This window comes from Haloarcula sp. CBA1115 (assembly GCF_000827835.1).
GTDB lineage: Archaea > Halobacteriota > Halobacteria > Halobacteriales > Haloarculaceae > Haloarcula > Haloarcula hispanica.
The window spans coordinates 1,385,852-1,400,648 of record NZ_CP010529.1; the positions used below are offsets into that span (position 1 = coordinate 1,385,852).

General features: G+C 63.6%; 18 protein-coding genes and 2 tRNA genes. 12 read left to right on the forward strand and 8 right to left on the reverse strand.

Annotated features, from left to right (window positions below; translation table 11 throughout):
* Positions 1-22: 22 nt before the first annotated feature.
* On the reverse strand, positions 23-1,321 hold the full coding sequence (locus SG26_RS06860) for an ABC transporter substrate-binding protein (RefSeq protein WP_050037178.1): 1,299 nt from the start codon (positions 1,319-1,321) through the stop codon (positions 23-25).
* A 140-nt stretch (positions 1,322-1,461) separates the two neighbouring features.
* Between SG26_RS06860 and SG26_RS06865 the strand changes: the two genes are divergently transcribed.
* A complete protein-coding gene (locus tag SG26_RS06865; protein ID WP_050037179.1) occupies positions 1,462-2,433 on the forward strand; it encodes a proline racemase family protein in 972 nt (323 codons plus the stop codon).
* Positions 2,434-2,504: 71 nt separating this feature from the next.
* On the forward strand, positions 2,505-3,341 hold the full coding sequence (locus SG26_RS06870; RefSeq protein WP_050037180.1) for a proline dehydrogenase family protein: 837 nt from the start codon (positions 2,505-2,507) through the stop codon (positions 3,339-3,341).
* A gap of 1 nt (position 3,342) precedes the next feature.
* Here the strand turns inward: SG26_RS06870 and SG26_RS06875 are convergent, their stop codons facing one another.
* A complete protein-coding gene (locus SG26_RS06875) occupies positions 3,343-4,059 on the reverse strand; it encodes a helix-turn-helix domain-containing protein (RefSeq protein WP_014041526.1) in 717 nt (238 codons plus the stop codon).
* Positions 4,060-4,248: 189 nt separating this feature from the next.
* Between SG26_RS06875 and SG26_RS06880 the strand changes: the two genes are divergently transcribed.
* The 7 genes from SG26_RS06880 to SG26_RS06905 all read left to right on the forward strand — a co-directional run bounded on the left by SG26_RS06880 (position 4,249) and on the right by SG26_RS06905 (position 9,815).
* Positions 4,249-5,772: an aldehyde dehydrogenase family protein gene (locus SG26_RS06880; RefSeq protein ID WP_050037181.1), complete on the forward strand. Its 1,524-nt coding sequence runs from the start codon at positions 4,249-4,251 to the stop codon at positions 5,770-5,772.
* Complete coding sequence (locus tag SG26_RS21920; RefSeq protein WP_023843444.1) at positions 5,765-5,893, forward strand: hypothetical protein; 129 nt, start codon at positions 5,765-5,767, stop codon at positions 5,891-5,893. Before SG26_RS06880 ends, SG26_RS21920 begins: the two co-directional genes overlap by 8 nt.
* A 120-nt stretch (positions 5,894-6,013) precedes the next feature.
* On the forward strand, positions 6,014-6,301 hold the full coding sequence (eif1A, locus tag SG26_RS06885) for a translation initiation factor eIF-1A (RefSeq protein ID WP_004516096.1): 288 nt from the start codon (positions 6,014-6,016) through the stop codon (positions 6,299-6,301).
* 41 nt (positions 6,302-6,342) lie between these two features.
* The gene (gene rio1 / locus SG26_RS06890; RefSeq protein WP_050037182.1) at positions 6,343-7,278 is read left to right on the forward strand and encodes a serine/threonine-protein kinase Rio1; all 936 of its coding nucleotides are present in this window, start codon (positions 6,343-6,345) and stop codon (positions 7,276-7,278) included.
* Between the two features lie 275 nt (positions 7,279-7,553).
* Positions 7,554-8,603, forward strand: a complete 1,050-nt coding sequence (locus tag SG26_RS06895) for a nitrogen regulation protein NR(II) (protein WP_050038254.1) — start codon at positions 7,554-7,556, stop codon at positions 8,601-8,603.
* A 95-nt stretch (positions 8,604-8,698) separates the two neighbouring features.
* Complete coding sequence (locus tag SG26_RS06900) at positions 8,699-9,247, forward strand: KH domain-containing protein (RefSeq protein WP_004590591.1); 549 nt, start codon at positions 8,699-8,701, stop codon at positions 9,245-9,247.
* A gap of 127 nt (positions 9,248-9,374) precedes the next feature.
* Positions 9,375-9,815, forward strand: a complete 441-nt coding sequence (locus SG26_RS06905; protein ID WP_014041531.1) for an acyl-CoA thioesterase — start codon at positions 9,375-9,377, stop codon at positions 9,813-9,815.
* A 57-nt stretch (positions 9,816-9,872) separates the two neighbouring features.
* Here the strand turns inward: SG26_RS06905 and SG26_RS06910 are convergent, their stop codons facing one another.
* The 5 genes from SG26_RS06910 to SG26_RS06930 all read right to left on the reverse strand — a co-directional run bounded on the left by SG26_RS06910 (position 9,873) and on the right by SG26_RS06930 (position 11,798).
* Positions 9,873-10,148 (reverse strand): hypothetical protein, encoded by a 276-nt coding sequence (locus SG26_RS06910; RefSeq protein WP_014041532.1) that lies wholly within the window; start codon positions 10,146-10,148, stop codon positions 9,873-9,875.
* Positions 10,145-10,384, reverse strand: coding sequence for a hypothetical protein (locus tag SG26_RS06915; protein ID WP_023843445.1), 240 nt, complete (start codon positions 10,382-10,384; stop codon positions 10,145-10,147). Before SG26_RS06915 ends, SG26_RS06910 begins: the two co-directional genes overlap by 4 nt.
* Before the next feature lie 74 nt (positions 10,385-10,458).
* On the reverse strand, positions 10,459-10,698 hold the full coding sequence (locus SG26_RS06920; protein ID WP_225308072.1) for a hypothetical protein: 240 nt from the start codon (positions 10,696-10,698) through the stop codon (positions 10,459-10,461).
* A 304-nt stretch (positions 10,699-11,002) separates the two neighbouring features.
* Positions 11,003-11,074, reverse strand: a tRNA-Thr gene (locus tag SG26_RS06925).
* A gap of 67 nt (positions 11,075-11,141) precedes the next feature.
* Positions 11,142-11,798 carry a hypothetical protein gene (locus tag SG26_RS06930; protein WP_014041535.1) on the reverse strand — a complete coding sequence of 219 codons (657 nt, stop codon included), beginning with the start codon at positions 11,796-11,798 and terminating at the stop codon, positions 11,142-11,144.
* A 60-nt stretch (positions 11,799-11,858) separates the two neighbouring features.
* Between SG26_RS06930 and SG26_RS06935 the strand changes: the two genes are divergently transcribed.
* Positions 11,859-12,533: an enoyl-CoA hydratase/isomerase family protein gene (locus tag SG26_RS06935; protein WP_050037183.1), complete on the forward strand. Its 675-nt coding sequence runs from the start codon at positions 11,859-11,861 to the stop codon at positions 12,531-12,533.
* Positions 12,534-12,571: 38 nt separating this feature from the next.
* Positions 12,572-13,342, forward strand: coding sequence for a DUF3105 domain-containing protein (locus SG26_RS06940; RefSeq protein ID WP_050037184.1), 771 nt, complete (start codon positions 12,572-12,574; stop codon positions 13,340-13,342).
* 23 nt (positions 13,343-13,365) lie between these two features.
* Here the strand turns inward: SG26_RS06940 and SG26_RS06945 are convergent, their stop codons facing one another.
* On the reverse strand, positions 13,366-14,199 hold the full coding sequence (locus SG26_RS06945) for an NAD+ synthase (RefSeq protein WP_050037185.1): 834 nt from the start codon (positions 14,197-14,199) through the stop codon (positions 13,366-13,368).
* A 274-nt stretch (positions 14,200-14,473) separates the two neighbouring features.
* Between SG26_RS06945 and SG26_RS06950 the strand changes: the two genes are divergently transcribed.
* Positions 14,474-14,544 (forward strand) — tRNA-Gly (locus SG26_RS06950).
* The last annotated feature ends 253 nt before the right edge of the window (positions 14,545-14,797 follow it).

Sequence of the window (14,797 nt, forward strand, 5' to 3'; positions counted from 1 at the left end):
TTGGAAAAGGGTCGTGGCCGCCTTAGCCCTCGATGAAGCCGCTGGATTCGTACGCGTGGTCCACGACTTCGAACACCTGCAGCAACCCGACGGGATCACCGTTCTCGTCGAGGTCGATCGGGCCGCTCACGCCGGTGTAGTCCACGTCCGATGGCGAGCCACCGTTGGCCAGAATCTCGTGTGCATCCTCATAGGTGGTCGCCTCCTCGCCTTCGGGACGAGTCACGTCACGGACGACCTCCATGAGCGCCGAGCCGGTGAACTCGTCGGCGGCTTCGATAGCGAGTGCGCTGACGACCACCGCGTCGTAGGCGTACGCCGACCACGACGTTGGTTCCTCGCCGAAGCGCTCCTCGAACTCCGAGACGAACGCCTGGTAGTTCTCGGCGTCCTGTGGGACGCTCGGCACCACGGCCTTCATTCCGTCGAGGCTGCCCTCGGGAGCTGATTCGAGGACTTTCGGGCCTTTGACGCTGTCCCCACCGTACCAGGCGGCCTGATCGGTGACGCCCAGGTCGAACGCCTCCTGGGACATCGTTGCGAACTCCGGCTGGTAGGTGATGAACACCCACGCGTCGGCGTCGGTGTTAGCCATCGAGGAGATGGTGCTACTGTAGGAGGACTGGCCCTGGTCGTGGGGTTCGTTGTAGACGATTTCTCCGTCGTAGGCCTCGATAAAGGCCTCGCCGACGGACTGCCCGTAATCGTTGTTGATCCAGGCCAGGGCAGCGGACTCGTTACCGTCTTCATCGAGGAGCGTTGAGATCGCCTCCGCCTGTGCCTTGCCGGCCGGCGGCATCCGGAGCAGGTCCGGGAAGTTCGTCAGGTTCGGGCTGGTGCTGTTCTGGCTGATCTGGACGACATCAGTGTTCTGGACAACGCTCTCGTGGATGGCCGTGCTGACGCCGCTCCCGACAGTACCGATGAGCAGCGGAACTTCTTCCTGATTGACGAGTGTCTGGGCTGCACTGACTCCACCCTGGCTCGTACTCTGGTCGTCCTGCTGTGAGATCGCCAGTTCGCCGCCACCGACGCCGACCGAGTTGACGTCGTCAAGCGCGATTTCCTTGCCGCGCTGATTCCGCTGTCCGAACGCCGATAGTGAGCCGGAGAGGCTGTCGACCATCCCGATGGTGTAGGTTTCGGAGCCTGAGTCCGTCGAGGTGTCCGTCGATTCACCGTCGCCGCCGTCACCACCGTCGCCACCGTCACCTTCGTCGGGAGCACCACCGGAACAGCCGGCGAGGCCGACGAGTCCGGCACTGGCAGCGGCTTTGATTACGCTTCGCCTGTCGATCGAAGACTTGTCATGGTCGTTCATGGTATACTGATATCCTTTTTCGTAAGTCCCTGTATAACCCTGTCACCGTCCATGGTAGGCACCATGTTCTGGACGGCGTACGGAAAGCCGTCAATTAATACTTCTGGAACGCCTTTCCCGCATAGAGTATCGCTACGGCTATGGAACGAACGGAGTTTATCACGGTAGACACGCATACGGGCGGAGAGCCGACGCGCATCGTACTCGACGGCATCGAGGCCGACACACTCGCCGGAGAGACCGTCCGGGAGAGACGCGACCGGTTCGCAGCCACAGCAGACGGCGTCCGAAAACTCCTCATGCAGGAGCCCCGCGGACACGCGGATATGTTCGGGGCGGTCCCGGTGCCCACCGACCGGGCCGACCTCGGGGTCTTCTTCATGGACACTGACGGCTATCTGGACATGTGTGGCCACGGCCTCATCGGGGTCGTGACCGCACTCGTCGAACGGGGCGAACTCCCCGAAACGCGGGAACTGACCGTCGAAACCCCGGCCGGGCTGGTCGACGTGACGGTCGAAATAGCTGACGGCGTCGTCCACCGCGTCGCGTTCGAGAACGTCGACAGTTACGTCTGTGAGACGATTACCGTCGAACAGGACGGCATCCCGGTCGAGGCTCGTATCGTCTATTCCGGGAACTACTTCGCCGTCGTCGACGCTGAGAGCCTGGGCGTCACGCTCGACGGCGAGGATGCCACGCAGTGTATCGAGCCCGCACTGGCACTCCGCCGAGCAGTCAACGACGTCGCACCCGACGACCCAGTCACCGGTTCGTCAGTGACCGTCTCGGCAGTCGAACTCACCGCCGGCGGCGACAGCGACCGGAGCTGTGTGGTGTTCGCCGACGGATCTATCGACCGCTCTCCCTGTGGGACGGGGACGTGTGCGCGGTTGACGCTTCACCACGTCGACGGTGACCTCGCTGTTGGCGAGCGTGTCGAAGTGACCGGCCCGGTGGGGTCGGCGTTCGAGGGGTATATCAGCGAGACAAACGTCGACGACGGTGTCACCGTGACCAGCCCGGTCGTTTCGGGTACAGCGCATATCACGGGCGATCACACGTTTTACCGGGACGACGACGATACGCTCGGCAGTTTCACACTCACTTAATTTCAGGCCATGGAGGAGGACTTTTTTGGTAGGGGGTGCGTTTAGGCTCATATAGTGGCGTAGTTTCGATAATGATTCCGCCGATAGCGAACAACTTCGTCGCCGGGGAGACAGCCCCGGGGGCGCTCGACCACGTCGCTTCGCTCAACGACGACGGCGTCAAGGGCATCCTAAATCTGTTAGGCGAACACTACGACGAGCGCCAGCCCGCCAACGAGGACGCAGACCAGTACATCGAGTTAGTCAAAGAAATCGACAGGAGCGGCCTCGACTGCGCTATCTCGGTCAAGCCCTCGCAGATCGGCCTCGACGTTGGGGACGACGTGTTCGTCGAGAACCTCGAACGGATCGTTGCGGCGGGCGACGACCACGGCGTCTTCGTCTGGGTCGACATGGAGGATTACACGACGACCGATGTGACCCTCGACGCGTACGAACGACTCGTCACGGACCACGAGGGCGGCGTCGGCGTCTGTACACAGGCAAACCTCAAGCGGACGCCCGAGGACCTCGAACGGCTCGCTCCTCTTCCCGGGAAGGTCCGGCTGGTCAAGGGAGCCTACTCCGAGCCCAAAGAGGTCTCTTACAAGAAAAAAGAGCGCGTCAACGAAGCCTACCGCGACTGTCTCGAACTGATGTTCGAGGAGTTCGATGGCGGTATCGGCGTCGGTAGCCACGATCCGGCGATGATAGACTACGCGAAGGACCTCCACGACGAGTACGGCACTGACTACGAAGTGCAGATGCTAATGGGCGTCCGCGACGACGCCCAGCGCGACCTCGCCGCGGAGGGCGTCCCGATGTGGCAGTACATCCCCTACGGCGACAAGTGGTTCTCCTACTTCTACCGGCGCGTCCGTGAACGCAAAGAGAACGCGCTGTTCGCTGTTCGGGCCGTTCTGAGCTAACTTACTGGTCCGGGTCGAGTAGTTTCGCTTCTGCTTTCCGGAGGTGTTCGAGCAGCGTCGTCTTCGAAACGCCGAGTTTCGACGCGAGTTCGCGCGTCGAGATGCCCCGCGGCCACGCGTAGTAGTCCTCCTGTCTGGCGAGTTCGAACGCCTCGCGCTGGCTGTCCGAGAGTCTGTCCATCCGCCGGAGTTGCTGCGGATTGCCGCCGCCGGCGGACGTGATTCGAGTCACTTCGATATCGGCCGACTGTTCCTCGCGGATCTCGTCGAGGAGCGACTCGGCCTCGTCGCGGGAGTCCGGGAAAAACACCGGCCAGTGCTCGCGGCCGTGGCGGACGCGAACCGGGTCGTTGTGGATGAACCCCCGCGAGAGAAGGCTGTCGCTAATGGTGTTGTCCGGGTCGTACTCGACGAACAGCTCGCGGGTCGTGTTCCCCGGCGACGAGGACGTGCCAGTCGCGCCGTGGCGCTCGCGTAACTCCAGCACGGAGTCGGTCAGCGACGAATCACGGGTCGCGTCGATGAGATCCTCGACGTCGTTAATACTGTCTGCGTACGCCGTGAACAGGCCCTTCACGCTGCCGTTCTGGGTGTTGTACACGCCGTGAGCCAACAGGCCAGCCGCGGTCTGATCGGTGACTTCGAGGGTCCAGCAGTCAGGATGCCAGATGCTCAGGGTGAGCTGGAGTCCCCCGTGTTCTGATTGTGCTTCACTCATACTGGGCGCCCTCCGTATGAAGGGGTGCTAAAGACAGTCACGATATGGACGCAGATAAAGGTGCGGTTCATAAGGGGAACACCGACCATGGGAGATAATGCCGGATTGTAGATGATATATCAGGCTACGACCAGCCCCCTGACCATGGACGGTGGAACATATTGGTGGGGGACGCGTACAGTACCTACCATGAGTACAGACGACTCACGGCGACACTACATCGACGGTGAATGGACGACAGGCACCGGCGAGGAAACGTTCACAAGTCAGAACCCGGCTACCGGCGAGGCGCTCGCCTCGTTCCACCGCGGAACCGAGGCCGACGTCGACCGCGCGCTGGCCGCGGCAGAAGACGCCTACGACGAGTGGCGCTCGCTCTCGCACATCGACCGCGCAGAGTACCTCTGGGACATCTACCACGAGCTGCGTGACCGCCACGAGGAACTCGGCGAAATCGTCACCATGGAGTGTGGCAAGGAAATCAGCGAGGGGCTGGCCGACGTGACCGAGTCCTGGCACATGGTCGAGTGGGCCGCCGGCAACGCCCGCCACCCCCACGGCGACGTGGTACCGTCCGAGATCGCCAGCAAGGACGCCTATATGCGGCGCAAGCCGAAGGGGGTCGTCGGCTGTATCACCCCGTGGAACTTCCCGGTCGCAATCCCGTTCTGGCACCTCGCAGTGACGCTGGTCGAGGGCAACACCGTCGTCTGGAAGCCCGCCGAGCAGACCCCGTGGTGTGCCCACATCATCGCCGAGATGTTCGAGGACTCGGGCATCCCGGACGGCGTGTTCAACCTCGTGCAGGGCTACGGCGACGCCGGCAACGCCATCGTCGAGGACGACCGCGTCGAGACGGTCCTCTTTACGGGCAGCGCCGAAGTCGGCCACAAGATCGCCTCCAAGGTCGGCGGCGAACCCGGCAAGATCGCCGCCTGCGAGATGGGCGGAAAGAACGCCGTCATCGTCACGGAGGAAGCCGATCTCGATATCGCCGTCCACTCGGCCGTGATGTCCAGCTTCAAGACGACCGGCCAGCGCTGTGTCTCCTCGGAGCGGCTCATCGTCCACGAGGACCTCTATGACGAATTCAAGGAGCGGTTCGTCGACATCGCCGCGGACATCGCCGTCGGCGACCCGCTGGAGGAAGACACCTTCATGGGGCCGCTCATCGAGCGAGACCAGGTCGAGAAGTTCAAACGCTACAACGACCTCGCTCGCGAGGAGGGCGCGAACGTGCTCGTCGACCGCGCCGACCTCGGTGCCGAAGAGATTCCCGAGGGTCACGAGGAGGGCCACTGGGTCGGCCCGTTCGTCTACGAGATCGACTACGACGAGGACCTGCGCTGTATCAACGAGGAAGTGTTCGGCCCCCACGTCGCGCTGCTTGAGTACTCGGGTGACTTCGATCAGGCGCTGGAGATGCACAACAGCGTCGACTACGGCCTCGCCGGTGCCATCATCTCCGAGGACTACCGCCAGATCAACCAGTTCCGCGACGAAGCCGAAATCGGCCTCGCCTACGGCAACCTCCCGTGTATCGGCGCGGAGGTCCACCTGCCATTCGGCGGCGTCAAGAAGTCCGGCAACGGCCTCCCGAGCGGCCGCGAGGTCATCGAGGCCGTCACCGAGCGCACCGCCTGGACGCTGAACAACTCCAAGGACATCGAGATGGCACAGGGGCTGTCGGCGGACATCATCACCGATGAGTAAGTCCGTCCAGCCGCCGGAGATCGGCTCCATCTGCCCGCGCTGTCGCGGGGAGACGACGACGGCGAAAGGCATCGAAACCTGTACCGACTGCTCGTGGGTCGGCTGTCTCGGCGCTGACTGACGCGACGACATCGCTTTTCTACGGCCCCAGCGTCTGTCCCACACCGTCACGGGGGCCACGGACCGGGTTCTCGGTCCAACTTTTCCAAACCTTAAACCTCTCCCCGTCGAAGTACCGTCTATGAGCGACAACGACAGCAGAAAGAACCTGCGGATGCCGGAAGAGGACGAGGTGTTCGCCGTCGTCATGGACATGCTTGGCGCGAACCGCGTCAAGGTACGCTGTATGGACGGCGTCGAGCGCACAGCCCGGATTCCGGGCAAGATGCAAAAGCGGATCTGGATACGCGAAGACGACGTAGTCCTCGTCGAACCCTGGGACTGGCAAGACGAGAAAGCCGACATCACATGGCGCTATGAGAAACAGGACGCCGACCAACTGCGCGAGGAGGGGCACATCCAGGAGTAGCCTGACATGTATCTGGCCGCGGGCTCGACGGAGGCAAAAGCGTGACCGAGGGGCAGTTCGGCCTGCTCGATACGGACGACGTTGACTCACCGGGTGACGAATGGGAAGAGGTCGACGTCTCCGACACGGAAGCCGACCGCATCGCCCGCAAGCGGGACCGCGAGTTCAGCGAGTTCCGCGAGCGCATCAAGGACGCCGACCAGTTCAAGGTCGAGGCCAGCGTCTTCGACGACGCCACCTACGGCGCGCTGTACAAGCTCGTGCAGGACGGCCACATCGACGCCTTCGGTGGCCCAATCTCGACCGGAAAAGAGGCCAACGTCTACACCGCACTCTCTGGCGACAAGGAGGTCGCCGTCAAAGTGTACCGCATCAACGCCTCCGATTTCAAGGACATGCGGAGCTATCTCGACGGCGACCCCCGGTTCGAGGGCATCGGCTCGGACAAGAAGAAGGTCGTCACCGCGTGGGTCCGCAAGGAGTCGTCGAATCTCAAGCGCGCCCGACGAGCGGGCGTCCGCACGCCGGAGCCCATCGCCGTTGAGCGAAACGTCCTCGTGATGGAGTACCTCGGAACCGAAGAAGGCCGCAGCAAACGTCTCAGCGAGGTCCACATCGAGAACCCAGAGACGGCCTACGAGGTCGTCAAGGAGTACACCCGCCGGCTGTACGACGCTGGCCTCGTCCACGGCGACCTCTCGGAGTACAACATCGTCTTCCACGAGGGCCAACTGTACATCATCGACCTGGGCCAGGCGGTGACCATCCACCACCCCAACGCCGACGATTTCCTCGAACGGGACTGCCGCAACGTCGCGAACTTCTTCGCCAGACAGGGCGTCGACGCCACGCCCGAGGACCTGCTCGCGTACGTCCGGGAGTACGCGACACCGAAGGACAAGGACGACACCGCCCCGGGGAGCGACGACGACGCCGTCCCGCAGGGGACGCCAGCCGACCGTCGTGACGACGAGTAACCACCAGCGTTCTGTTCGCGTGATGTTTTTTGGGGGGTAGAATCTTATCGCAGCGGCGATATGTGAATTGTAGCCATTATCACCCATGGCACTGAGTTCCGGCAGACAAACCGCAGCACACTGCCGTTGTTACCCGCTTCCTCACAACCCGGTTTGACTGTGAAAACCACGGTACGTAAAATGTTAGAGGGCGTATATATACACATGGATGACCTGTCACAGTGCTACCCATGCTGTGTGAGTCGGCGCTGGCCTGTTCCAAGCAGGTGCGGCTGATGGACACCACCCCATCAGACAGCAGTTCGGATCAGCAGACCGCGAACAGCGACGCCTCGGTGTCTGAGCGCCTCATCGAGGGACTGTCCTCGCATGCGGTGTTCATGCTCGACGCTGATGGCACCATCACGACCTGGCCCGACCCGGCAGCGACGCTGTACGGCTACGACCGGGACGCGGCGGTCGGCCACCACGTCGACATGCTGTTTGCCGACCCCGAGGAGATGGAGACGACCGTCGAATCACTTCTGGCGGAGGCGGTGGACGAGCCCATCGAGACACAGCACTGGCACCGACAGGCTGACGGGTCGGTGTTCTGGGCGACACTCTCGCTCTCACCGCTCGAAGATGGGGAATCCGAAGGGTTCGTCGCAGTCAGCCAGGACACGACCGAGAAACACCAGTACGACAAGATGCTCGAACGCCAGAACGACCGGCTCAAGGAGTTCACGGATATCCTCGCCCACGACCTGCGGAGCCCACTCAGCGTCATCTCCTCACGGGTGCATCTGGCCCGCGAAACCGGTGACGAGGAACACCTCGACGCGCTCGAAGAGACGAGCGACAGGATGGCCCGCCTCGTCGATGACCTGCTCTCTGTCGCCAAGCAGGGCAACGTCGTCACCGATCCGGAAACGACGAACGTCAAGGACGTCGTCGACACCGCCTGGGAGGGGGCCGGCGGAACCACCGAGCGAGCCACGCTCCACTACGACCACGTCGGCTCGGTGAGCGCCGACGCCGACCGCCTCATCGAACTGTTCGAGAACCTCTTTCAGAACAGTATCAGGCACGGCGACGGAGCCGTTATCGTCCGCGTCGGCCCGCTGGACCACGGCTTCTACGTCGAGGACGACGGCCCCGGCATCCCGGCAGACATCAAAGACGACGTGTTCGACCACGGCTTCACGACTGCCGAAGACGGCAGCGGCTACGGCCTCTCGATTGTCCGGACCATCGCGGGCGCACACGGTTGGGATATCCTCGTCACCGACAGCAACACGGGCGGCGCGCGGTTCGAAATTACCGGCGTCGAGTTCCTGGACTGAAATGGCTTCTGCCGGCGGACGGGCGCCCGGCATCTTACAGTCACGCGACTGCCGAAGTTTTAAACAGGCAGACCCTCCTACAGAGAGGTATACTTATGCAACACGTGAAGATTCCGCAGGACCGTATCGGTGTGTTGATCGGCGAGGGAGGTGAGACCATGCGCGAGATCGAGGAGCGCGCAGAGGTCCGGCTGGATATCGATTCCGAGGACGGCACGGTGAAAGTCGAGTCCGTCGGCGACCCCGTGACGGCGCTGAAAGGCCCCGACATCGTGAAGGCCATCGGCCGCGGGTTCGCGCCCGACGACGCGCTGGCGCTGCTTGAGGACGACATGATGATGTTCGAACTCATCGATATCGAGGCCGCCTCCCGCAACAAGAACGACTTCCGCCGCCAGAAGGGCCGCCTCATCGGTGAGGGCGGCCGGACGCGGGAACTCATGCAGGAACTTTCCGGCGCGGCCGTCGTCATCTACGGCTCGACGCTGGGCATCATCGGCGGCCCGGAGCAGGTCGACGCCGTCCGGGAGGCTGCCGAGATGATTCTGGACGGTGCACCGCATGGCTCCGTCTACTCGTTCCTCGAACGCAAGCACAACGAGATGAAACACAAAGGCCTCGAATACCACCAGTTCACCGGATAAGTCCGGCACCGGAGCTGTTTGTCTGGCGGTTGCGAGCCACGGCACCAGTATGAATGCACGCCGTCACTGCTGAATCCCGTCAGCCGCGCACCACACCGTTTTCCCGGGACACGCTCTACGAGACGGTATGCCGACTATCGCCGATACGCACATCGTCAACCGTGAGCGCGTCCAGCCGACCCACGCTAACAACTACAACAGTGCCCACGGGGGCATCGTGATGAAGTGGATGGACGAAATCGGGGCGATGTCGGCCATGCGGGCCGCCAGAGAGTCCTGCGTGACCGCGCAGATGTCTCGCGTCGACTTCGAGCGCCCGATACCCATCGGTGACACCGCACTCATCGAGTCATACGCCTACGCGACGGGCCGAACCAGCGTCCGGGTTCGCATCGAAGTCGCCCGCGAGGACCCCCACACGGGCGAAACGGAGGAGACGACGAGCGCCTACGCCACCTTCGTCGCCGTCGACGACGGCACGCCCACGCCTGTGCCCGAACTGACGGCCGAAAGCGAGGCATGCAAGCGACTACGGGAAACGGCGCTCGCAGAAGAACCGCAGCGGTAGCCGACAGGAACTGCCACTAGAGGGCGGTGTTAGCGGGATGGCTTCCGTGCGCCAGGCTCAATGTGACGGGCTCCGCGGCGTGTCGAAGTAATTGAGCATATCCAGCACCGCGCCCAGTATGAAGCTGATAACGGCGATGACCAGAACGAGCCCCGTAAGCAGTGTCGAAATCGGGGGGGTCAGCATGAACTGGAACGCGGCGATGAAGACGCAGGTGACCATCCCAACGACCAGCAGGAACGAGCCTGCGCTGGGGTCCTCACCGGTGAGAAACTCGAGCCCGGCGAGGAAGCCGGATGTCTGTGGCGAGTCCTCGGTGACATCTTCAGTCATTGCTCGGCCTCGGGCTGTGCCGTTTCCGCGGCCCGTTGAATGATCTGCACGAGGTGTGACACCCAGAGCCCGCCGGTGAATCCGAACAGCGCGGAGACGACGACGGCCTTCGTGAGGGGGCCAAGCGGGGCGGCCGCCGCTAGCAGGCAGAGTCCTCCGAAGAGGAGCATCAGTCCGTACTGGATTCGGGTGTCAAGGTCAAGGCGTGTGATGGTCTGGGCGAGGGTTGAGCGCATGTGTCGATGGTGGTGGCTGGTCGGACGGCTGGTTGTAACTCGATACCACGGCGGAATCCGGCGTCAGTTCCTGTTCAGTCAGCGCCCTCTCGGAGAAGCCGTTTGATTTCGCCGAGTCTGAGATACGCGGCGAGTCCGAGGATGGTCGCAGGCCAGAGACCGATGAACTGACCCCGCTGTTTGTCGCCGCGGACGTAGTAGAAGTACAGCGCCAGGGCAACGGACGCGACGGACGCCAGCGCGGCGGGCCCCATGGCGCGGCCGTTCTCGGCTTGCGATACCGCCTCTGCCGTCTCGTCGTGTGTGGTACCCACATGCAATGTTGGGCCTACAGCGGTATATCCCTTTGCAAGCAGTCAGCAGAACTGAAGGTTTCGGGATTCCACGCTTCGGTACAATTTCGGGCTTGCAACTGCCACTATTGCCTCACCTGATCACGGAGTCCGTCGCTCTGGACAGTTAATTCGTTGTAGAAAGCCTCTGCCGGAATGTGAACCGGAGCAGGACGGTCGCCCTCACGCTGGTCGGCGCTGCGACTGGCAGGGATTCAAATTCCGGATCCGGCGTTTCACGCGCTCCGGACCCATCGCTGGCGCTCTGGGTCAGTCGCTTGGAAAAAGCCTAGGCCGGAATTTGAATCCGGGGTCTCGTCCTTACCAAGGACGCGCTTTACCGCTAAGCTACCCAGGCACGCATCAATGTGTATCCGGCAATTGTCTAAAGTCGTTTCGATTCAGGGCCGGTGTGTCGATTAGTATCAGTGGTCGGCGGCGGCCTCGGTCCCGTCGCCGGATGGCTGTTCGGCCCCCGCGCGGGCCCGGAGCGCGTCGGCAACCTCCTCACCGAGCAATTTGGCGTTCGACGGGAGGCCGTCAACGGCCAGTTCAGTCGCGTACTCGCGGAGCGTCGGTGTGGGTCGGATGCCGGCGGCGGTGACGCCGGCGACCACGGCGAGTTCCAGAATGTCAGTTTCGAGCGCGGCGTCGAGACTGTCGTCGTTGGTCGTCTGACGGACTGTCTGGTCGTGGCCGAACGAACGGACGACGGAGACGGCGGCGTCGGCGGCCTCGGTCCTGGCGAGCAGGTAGAAGCCACGCGAGACGAGGATGTCCGCGATGAGGATATCCAGGTCGGCCGCGTCGCGGTCGCCGTTGACCCAAGGGTCGTCGTGGGCCAGTTGGCGAGTGAGCGAAAGTCCCTCGTAGATGAGTTGAACGCCGGCGGCTCGGTCGGCGACGCCGTCGGCCAGGTCGACCGGTGGGTCGCTGGTTGCGCCCGCGCTGACGAGCGCCAGGACGCCGGGCGCAAGCGACGCGTCGTCCAGGCGAGCGGCGATCCGCTCGTGAAGCCGGTCAGGCTCGACATCGTCGACTGCCGCCAACGCCGCTCGGCGAACTGCCGCCACTTCCTCCATTATGAGGGTCTAGCGACGGGAAGGGCAAAGACCTTTGGAAACCGCAGAGTCACAGCAGGCATGGTACAGACCACGAGCGGCGATGGTATCCGGACCCTGACGCTCGACCGGCCCGACCAGCGCAACGCGCTCACCAGCACGGCGCTACGTGACCTCGAAACAGCAGTCGAGTCAGCGACCGAGCCAGTGCTGTATCTCCACGGCGCTGGCGAGGCGTTCTGCGCCGGCGCGGACCTCGACGAGGTCAAGGCCCTCGATTCGGAGAGCGCCGAGGCGTTCGCGGCGCTGGGCCAGCGAGTCGCCCAGACACTCGAATCCTACGAGGGGGCCGTCGTCGCCGGTATCGACGGCGCGGCGCGGGGCGGCGGCGTCGAACTGGCGCTGGCCTGCGATATCCGGGTGGCGACGCCCGGCGCAACGCTGGCCGAAACCGGGGTCAAACTCGGCCTGTTCGGAGCCTGGGGCGGGACGGCGCGGCTCCCCGACATCGTCGGGACCGGCGACGCGCTGGATATCGCGCTCTCTGGCCGAACGCTTGACGCCGATACGGCCCTGCAGATGGGGCTTGTCTCGCGGGTCACTGCGGAGCCTCGGGCTGTCGCTGAAGAGATAGCAGCCGTCGACGCGGACGCGCTTCGAGTGCTGAAAGCACGGATGCGAGACGATGCAGACAGGGAAACACAGGAGCGCCGCGAGCAGCAGGCCTTCGCCGACCTCAACGCGAAGACTGAGTAGGAAAGGGTACAAGACGACGCCTCGCATACGGACCGCCAATGGTCGACTGTGAGTACTGCGGGGAATCGTTCGACGGCGACGACGCCTACCTTGACCATCTCGCCGACGCCCACGACGGCGAACTGGGCGCGATTGATCGACGGCGCGTCGAAGAGCATACCGGTGGCGAAGAGGGGAACGCCCTCCCGGTCGGGCCGATTGTTATCGGCGTCGTCGTCGTGCTCGCTATCGGACTCACAGTGTACGCGACCCAGCTGAGTGGTGGCGACGGCGGCAGCGACGCGGACCTCGTCGGGACGGCGGGCGCACAGCCGCTGTCGGCAGTCGAGGCCTCCGGGGTCGAAGCGTCGTCACTGGACGACACCGGCGACAGCGACCGACTGGCCGGCGTCAAGCAGTTCCCGGACAGAGGGACCACCCACGTCGAAGAAGGCAGTGCTATCGACTACCAGCGGGTCCCGCCACTCTCCGGGACGCACTACGCTTCGACAGTCGATGCAGGCTTCTACGAGGCGACGCCGCTGCTCGGTTCGCTCGTCCACACGCTCGAACACGGCGCGGTCATCGTCTACTACGACCCCGATGCAATTTCCCCAGAAGCCAGAGAGAGCCTTCGGGAGTTCTCCAGCACCCACACCGGCACCTGGCGGAGCGTCGTCGCCGTCCCGAACCCCAACGATGACCCGCGGGCGACCTACGTCGTGACGGCGTGGCGGCACGAGCTAACGCTGGACAGCTACGACGCCGACACCGTCCACGCGTTCCTCTCGGAGTATCTGGGCCGCGGGCCGGAGAACCCGGTCCGCTGACGGCTAACTCGAAGGAACAGGCCTCAGTACAGCGGGTCCGCACCCGGCGGCATCGCTCGCTTGTGGGCGCTCGATTCGTACATTTCTCGGACAGTCTCGACAACATCCAGCGGGACACCGAGCCGGTCGGCCGTCGCAGCCGCCGGGACGCCGCCGTCGATATGCAGGGCGAGGATAGAGTCGAGCGTGTCGTAGTCCATCCCCATCTCGTCGGCGTCGGTCTGGCCGGCCCACATCTCGGCGCTGGCGGTCTTTTCCGCGAGGTCGTCGGGGACGCCGACGTGTTTCGCCAGCTGTCGGACCTGCTGTTTGTACAGCGCCGCGATGGGATGGCAGTCGACCGCGCCGTCGCCGTACTTCGTGTAGTAGCCGACCAGTGCTTCGCTCCGGTTCCCGGTGCCTAGGACCAGCGCCTGCTCGTGGTTGCCGACGAGATAGTTCAGCACCGCCCGACAGCGAACCCGGAGATTGCCGACGGCGAGCTGGTCGCCCTCGGCGTCGGGATAGGCGTCGAGGAATGCGTCGACCAGCGGGTTGATTTCGATAACGTCGTACTCGATGCCGAGCAGGTCGTTGGCCACGCGCTCGGCGTCACTCATGTTGTCCGCGCGGTTGACCTCGCTGGGCATCACGAGGCCGTGGACAGCGTCGCGGCCAAGCGCCTCGACAGCCAGGTGTGAGACGAGTGTGCTGTCGATGCCGCCAGAGAGCCCCAGCACCACGGTGTCGACACCGGCAGCGTCGACCTGGTCCTCGATGAACGACGTGATATGGTCGCGGTGGGCGTCCAGTTCAGCCTCGGAGAACGTCAGGTCGATCGGGTCGTTGGCCCGTACGACGGAGTCCGCTGTTGCCATATCTACTAGTTGGCCGGGCGGAACTAATACCCATCCATCGGCGCGATATTTTCGGACGACCGTCCAGTCGAAACGCTACGTTCAAGTGCGGTCGCTGTTGACAGTTCGATACGGGGTTCGCAGGTCCGACCGACCTGCAGTCTACCGAAGTGCGCCGGTGGTGAGCAAATCCGACGGATTTGCGAGCCTCGGCGCGCGAGTGACCGTAGTGAACGATGCGCGCCGGTGTAATGCGGTTCCAAGGGAACCGCAATGCTCGGCGCGAGTGCAACGAGCGCCGGTGGTCCAGTGGTAGGACATTGCCTTCCCAAGGCAATAGCCCGGGTTCAATTCCCGGCCGGCGCATTTTGCTGCGAGCAAGTCGCGAGCAGCAAATGCAGTCCACGGGAATTGAATCACGCGAGGCGAACGGAGTGAGTCTCGCAATCGGGTTCAATTCCCGGCCGGCGCACTCCCTGCGGTCGTTTGCCGCCCGATGTTCGCGAACGCGTCGCGTTCGCTCACTCCCGGCCGGCGGGTTTTGCTGCGAGCAATCCATGAACTCCAACCACAGCCGGAGATCGAGCCACGCAAAAAGCGTGCAGTTCGAACTCCGCAG

Coding starts and splice junctions, on each gene's coding strand:
- SG26_RS06870 (WP_050037180.1), top strand. CDS start 2,505: ATGATTCCGCCGATAGCGAACAACTTCGTCGCCGGGGAGACAGCCCCG.
- SG26_RS06895 (WP_050038254.1), top strand. CDS start 7,554: ATGGACACCACCCCATCAGACAGCAGTTCGGATCAGCAGACCGCGAAC.
- SG26_RS06935 (WP_050037183.1), top strand. CDS start 11,859: ATGGTACAGACCACGAGCGGCGATGGTATCCGGACCCTGACGCTCGAC.
- SG26_RS06945 (WP_050037185.1), bottom strand. CDS start 14,199: ATGGCAACAGCGGACTCCGTCGTACGGGCCAACGACCCGATCGACCTG.
- SG26_RS06910 (WP_014041532.1), bottom strand. CDS start 10,148: ATGACTGAAGATGTCACCGAGGACTCGCCACAGACATCCGGCTTCCTC.
- SG26_RS06915 (WP_023843445.1), bottom strand. CDS start 10,384: ATGCGCTCAACCCTCGCCCAGACCATCACACGCCTTGACCTTGACACC.
- SG26_RS06880 (WP_050037181.1), top strand. CDS start 4,249: ATGAGTACAGACGACTCACGGCGACACTACATCGACGGTGAATGGACG.
- SG26_RS06940 (WP_050037184.1), top strand. CDS start 12,572: ATGGTCGACTGTGAGTACTGCGGGGAATCGTTCGACGGCGACGACGCC.
- eif1A (WP_004516096.1), top strand. CDS start 6,014: ATGAGCGACAACGACAGCAGAAAGAACCTGCGGATGCCGGAAGAGGAC.
- SG26_RS06900 (WP_004590591.1), top strand. CDS start 8,699: ATGCAACACGTGAAGATTCCGCAGGACCGTATCGGTGTGTTGATCGGC.
- SG26_RS06865 (WP_050037179.1), top strand. CDS start 1,462: ATGGAACGAACGGAGTTTATCACGGTAGACACGCATACGGGCGGAGAG.
- SG26_RS06860 (WP_050037178.1), bottom strand. CDS start 1,321: ATGAACGACCATGACAAGTCTTCGATCGACAGGCGAAGCGTAATCAAA.
- SG26_RS21920 (WP_023843444.1), top strand. CDS start 5,765: ATGAGTAAGTCCGTCCAGCCGCCGGAGATCGGCTCCATCTGCCCGCGC.
- SG26_RS06905 (WP_014041531.1), top strand. CDS start 9,375: ATGCCGACTATCGCCGATACGCACATCGTCAACCGTGAGCGCGTCCAG.
- SG26_RS06930 (WP_014041535.1), bottom strand. CDS start 11,798: ATGGAGGAAGTGGCGGCAGTTCGCCGAGCGGCGTTGGCGGCAGTCGAC.
- SG26_RS06875 (WP_014041526.1), bottom strand. CDS start 4,059: ATGAGTGAAGCACAATCAGAACACGGGGGACTCCAGCTCACCCTGAGC.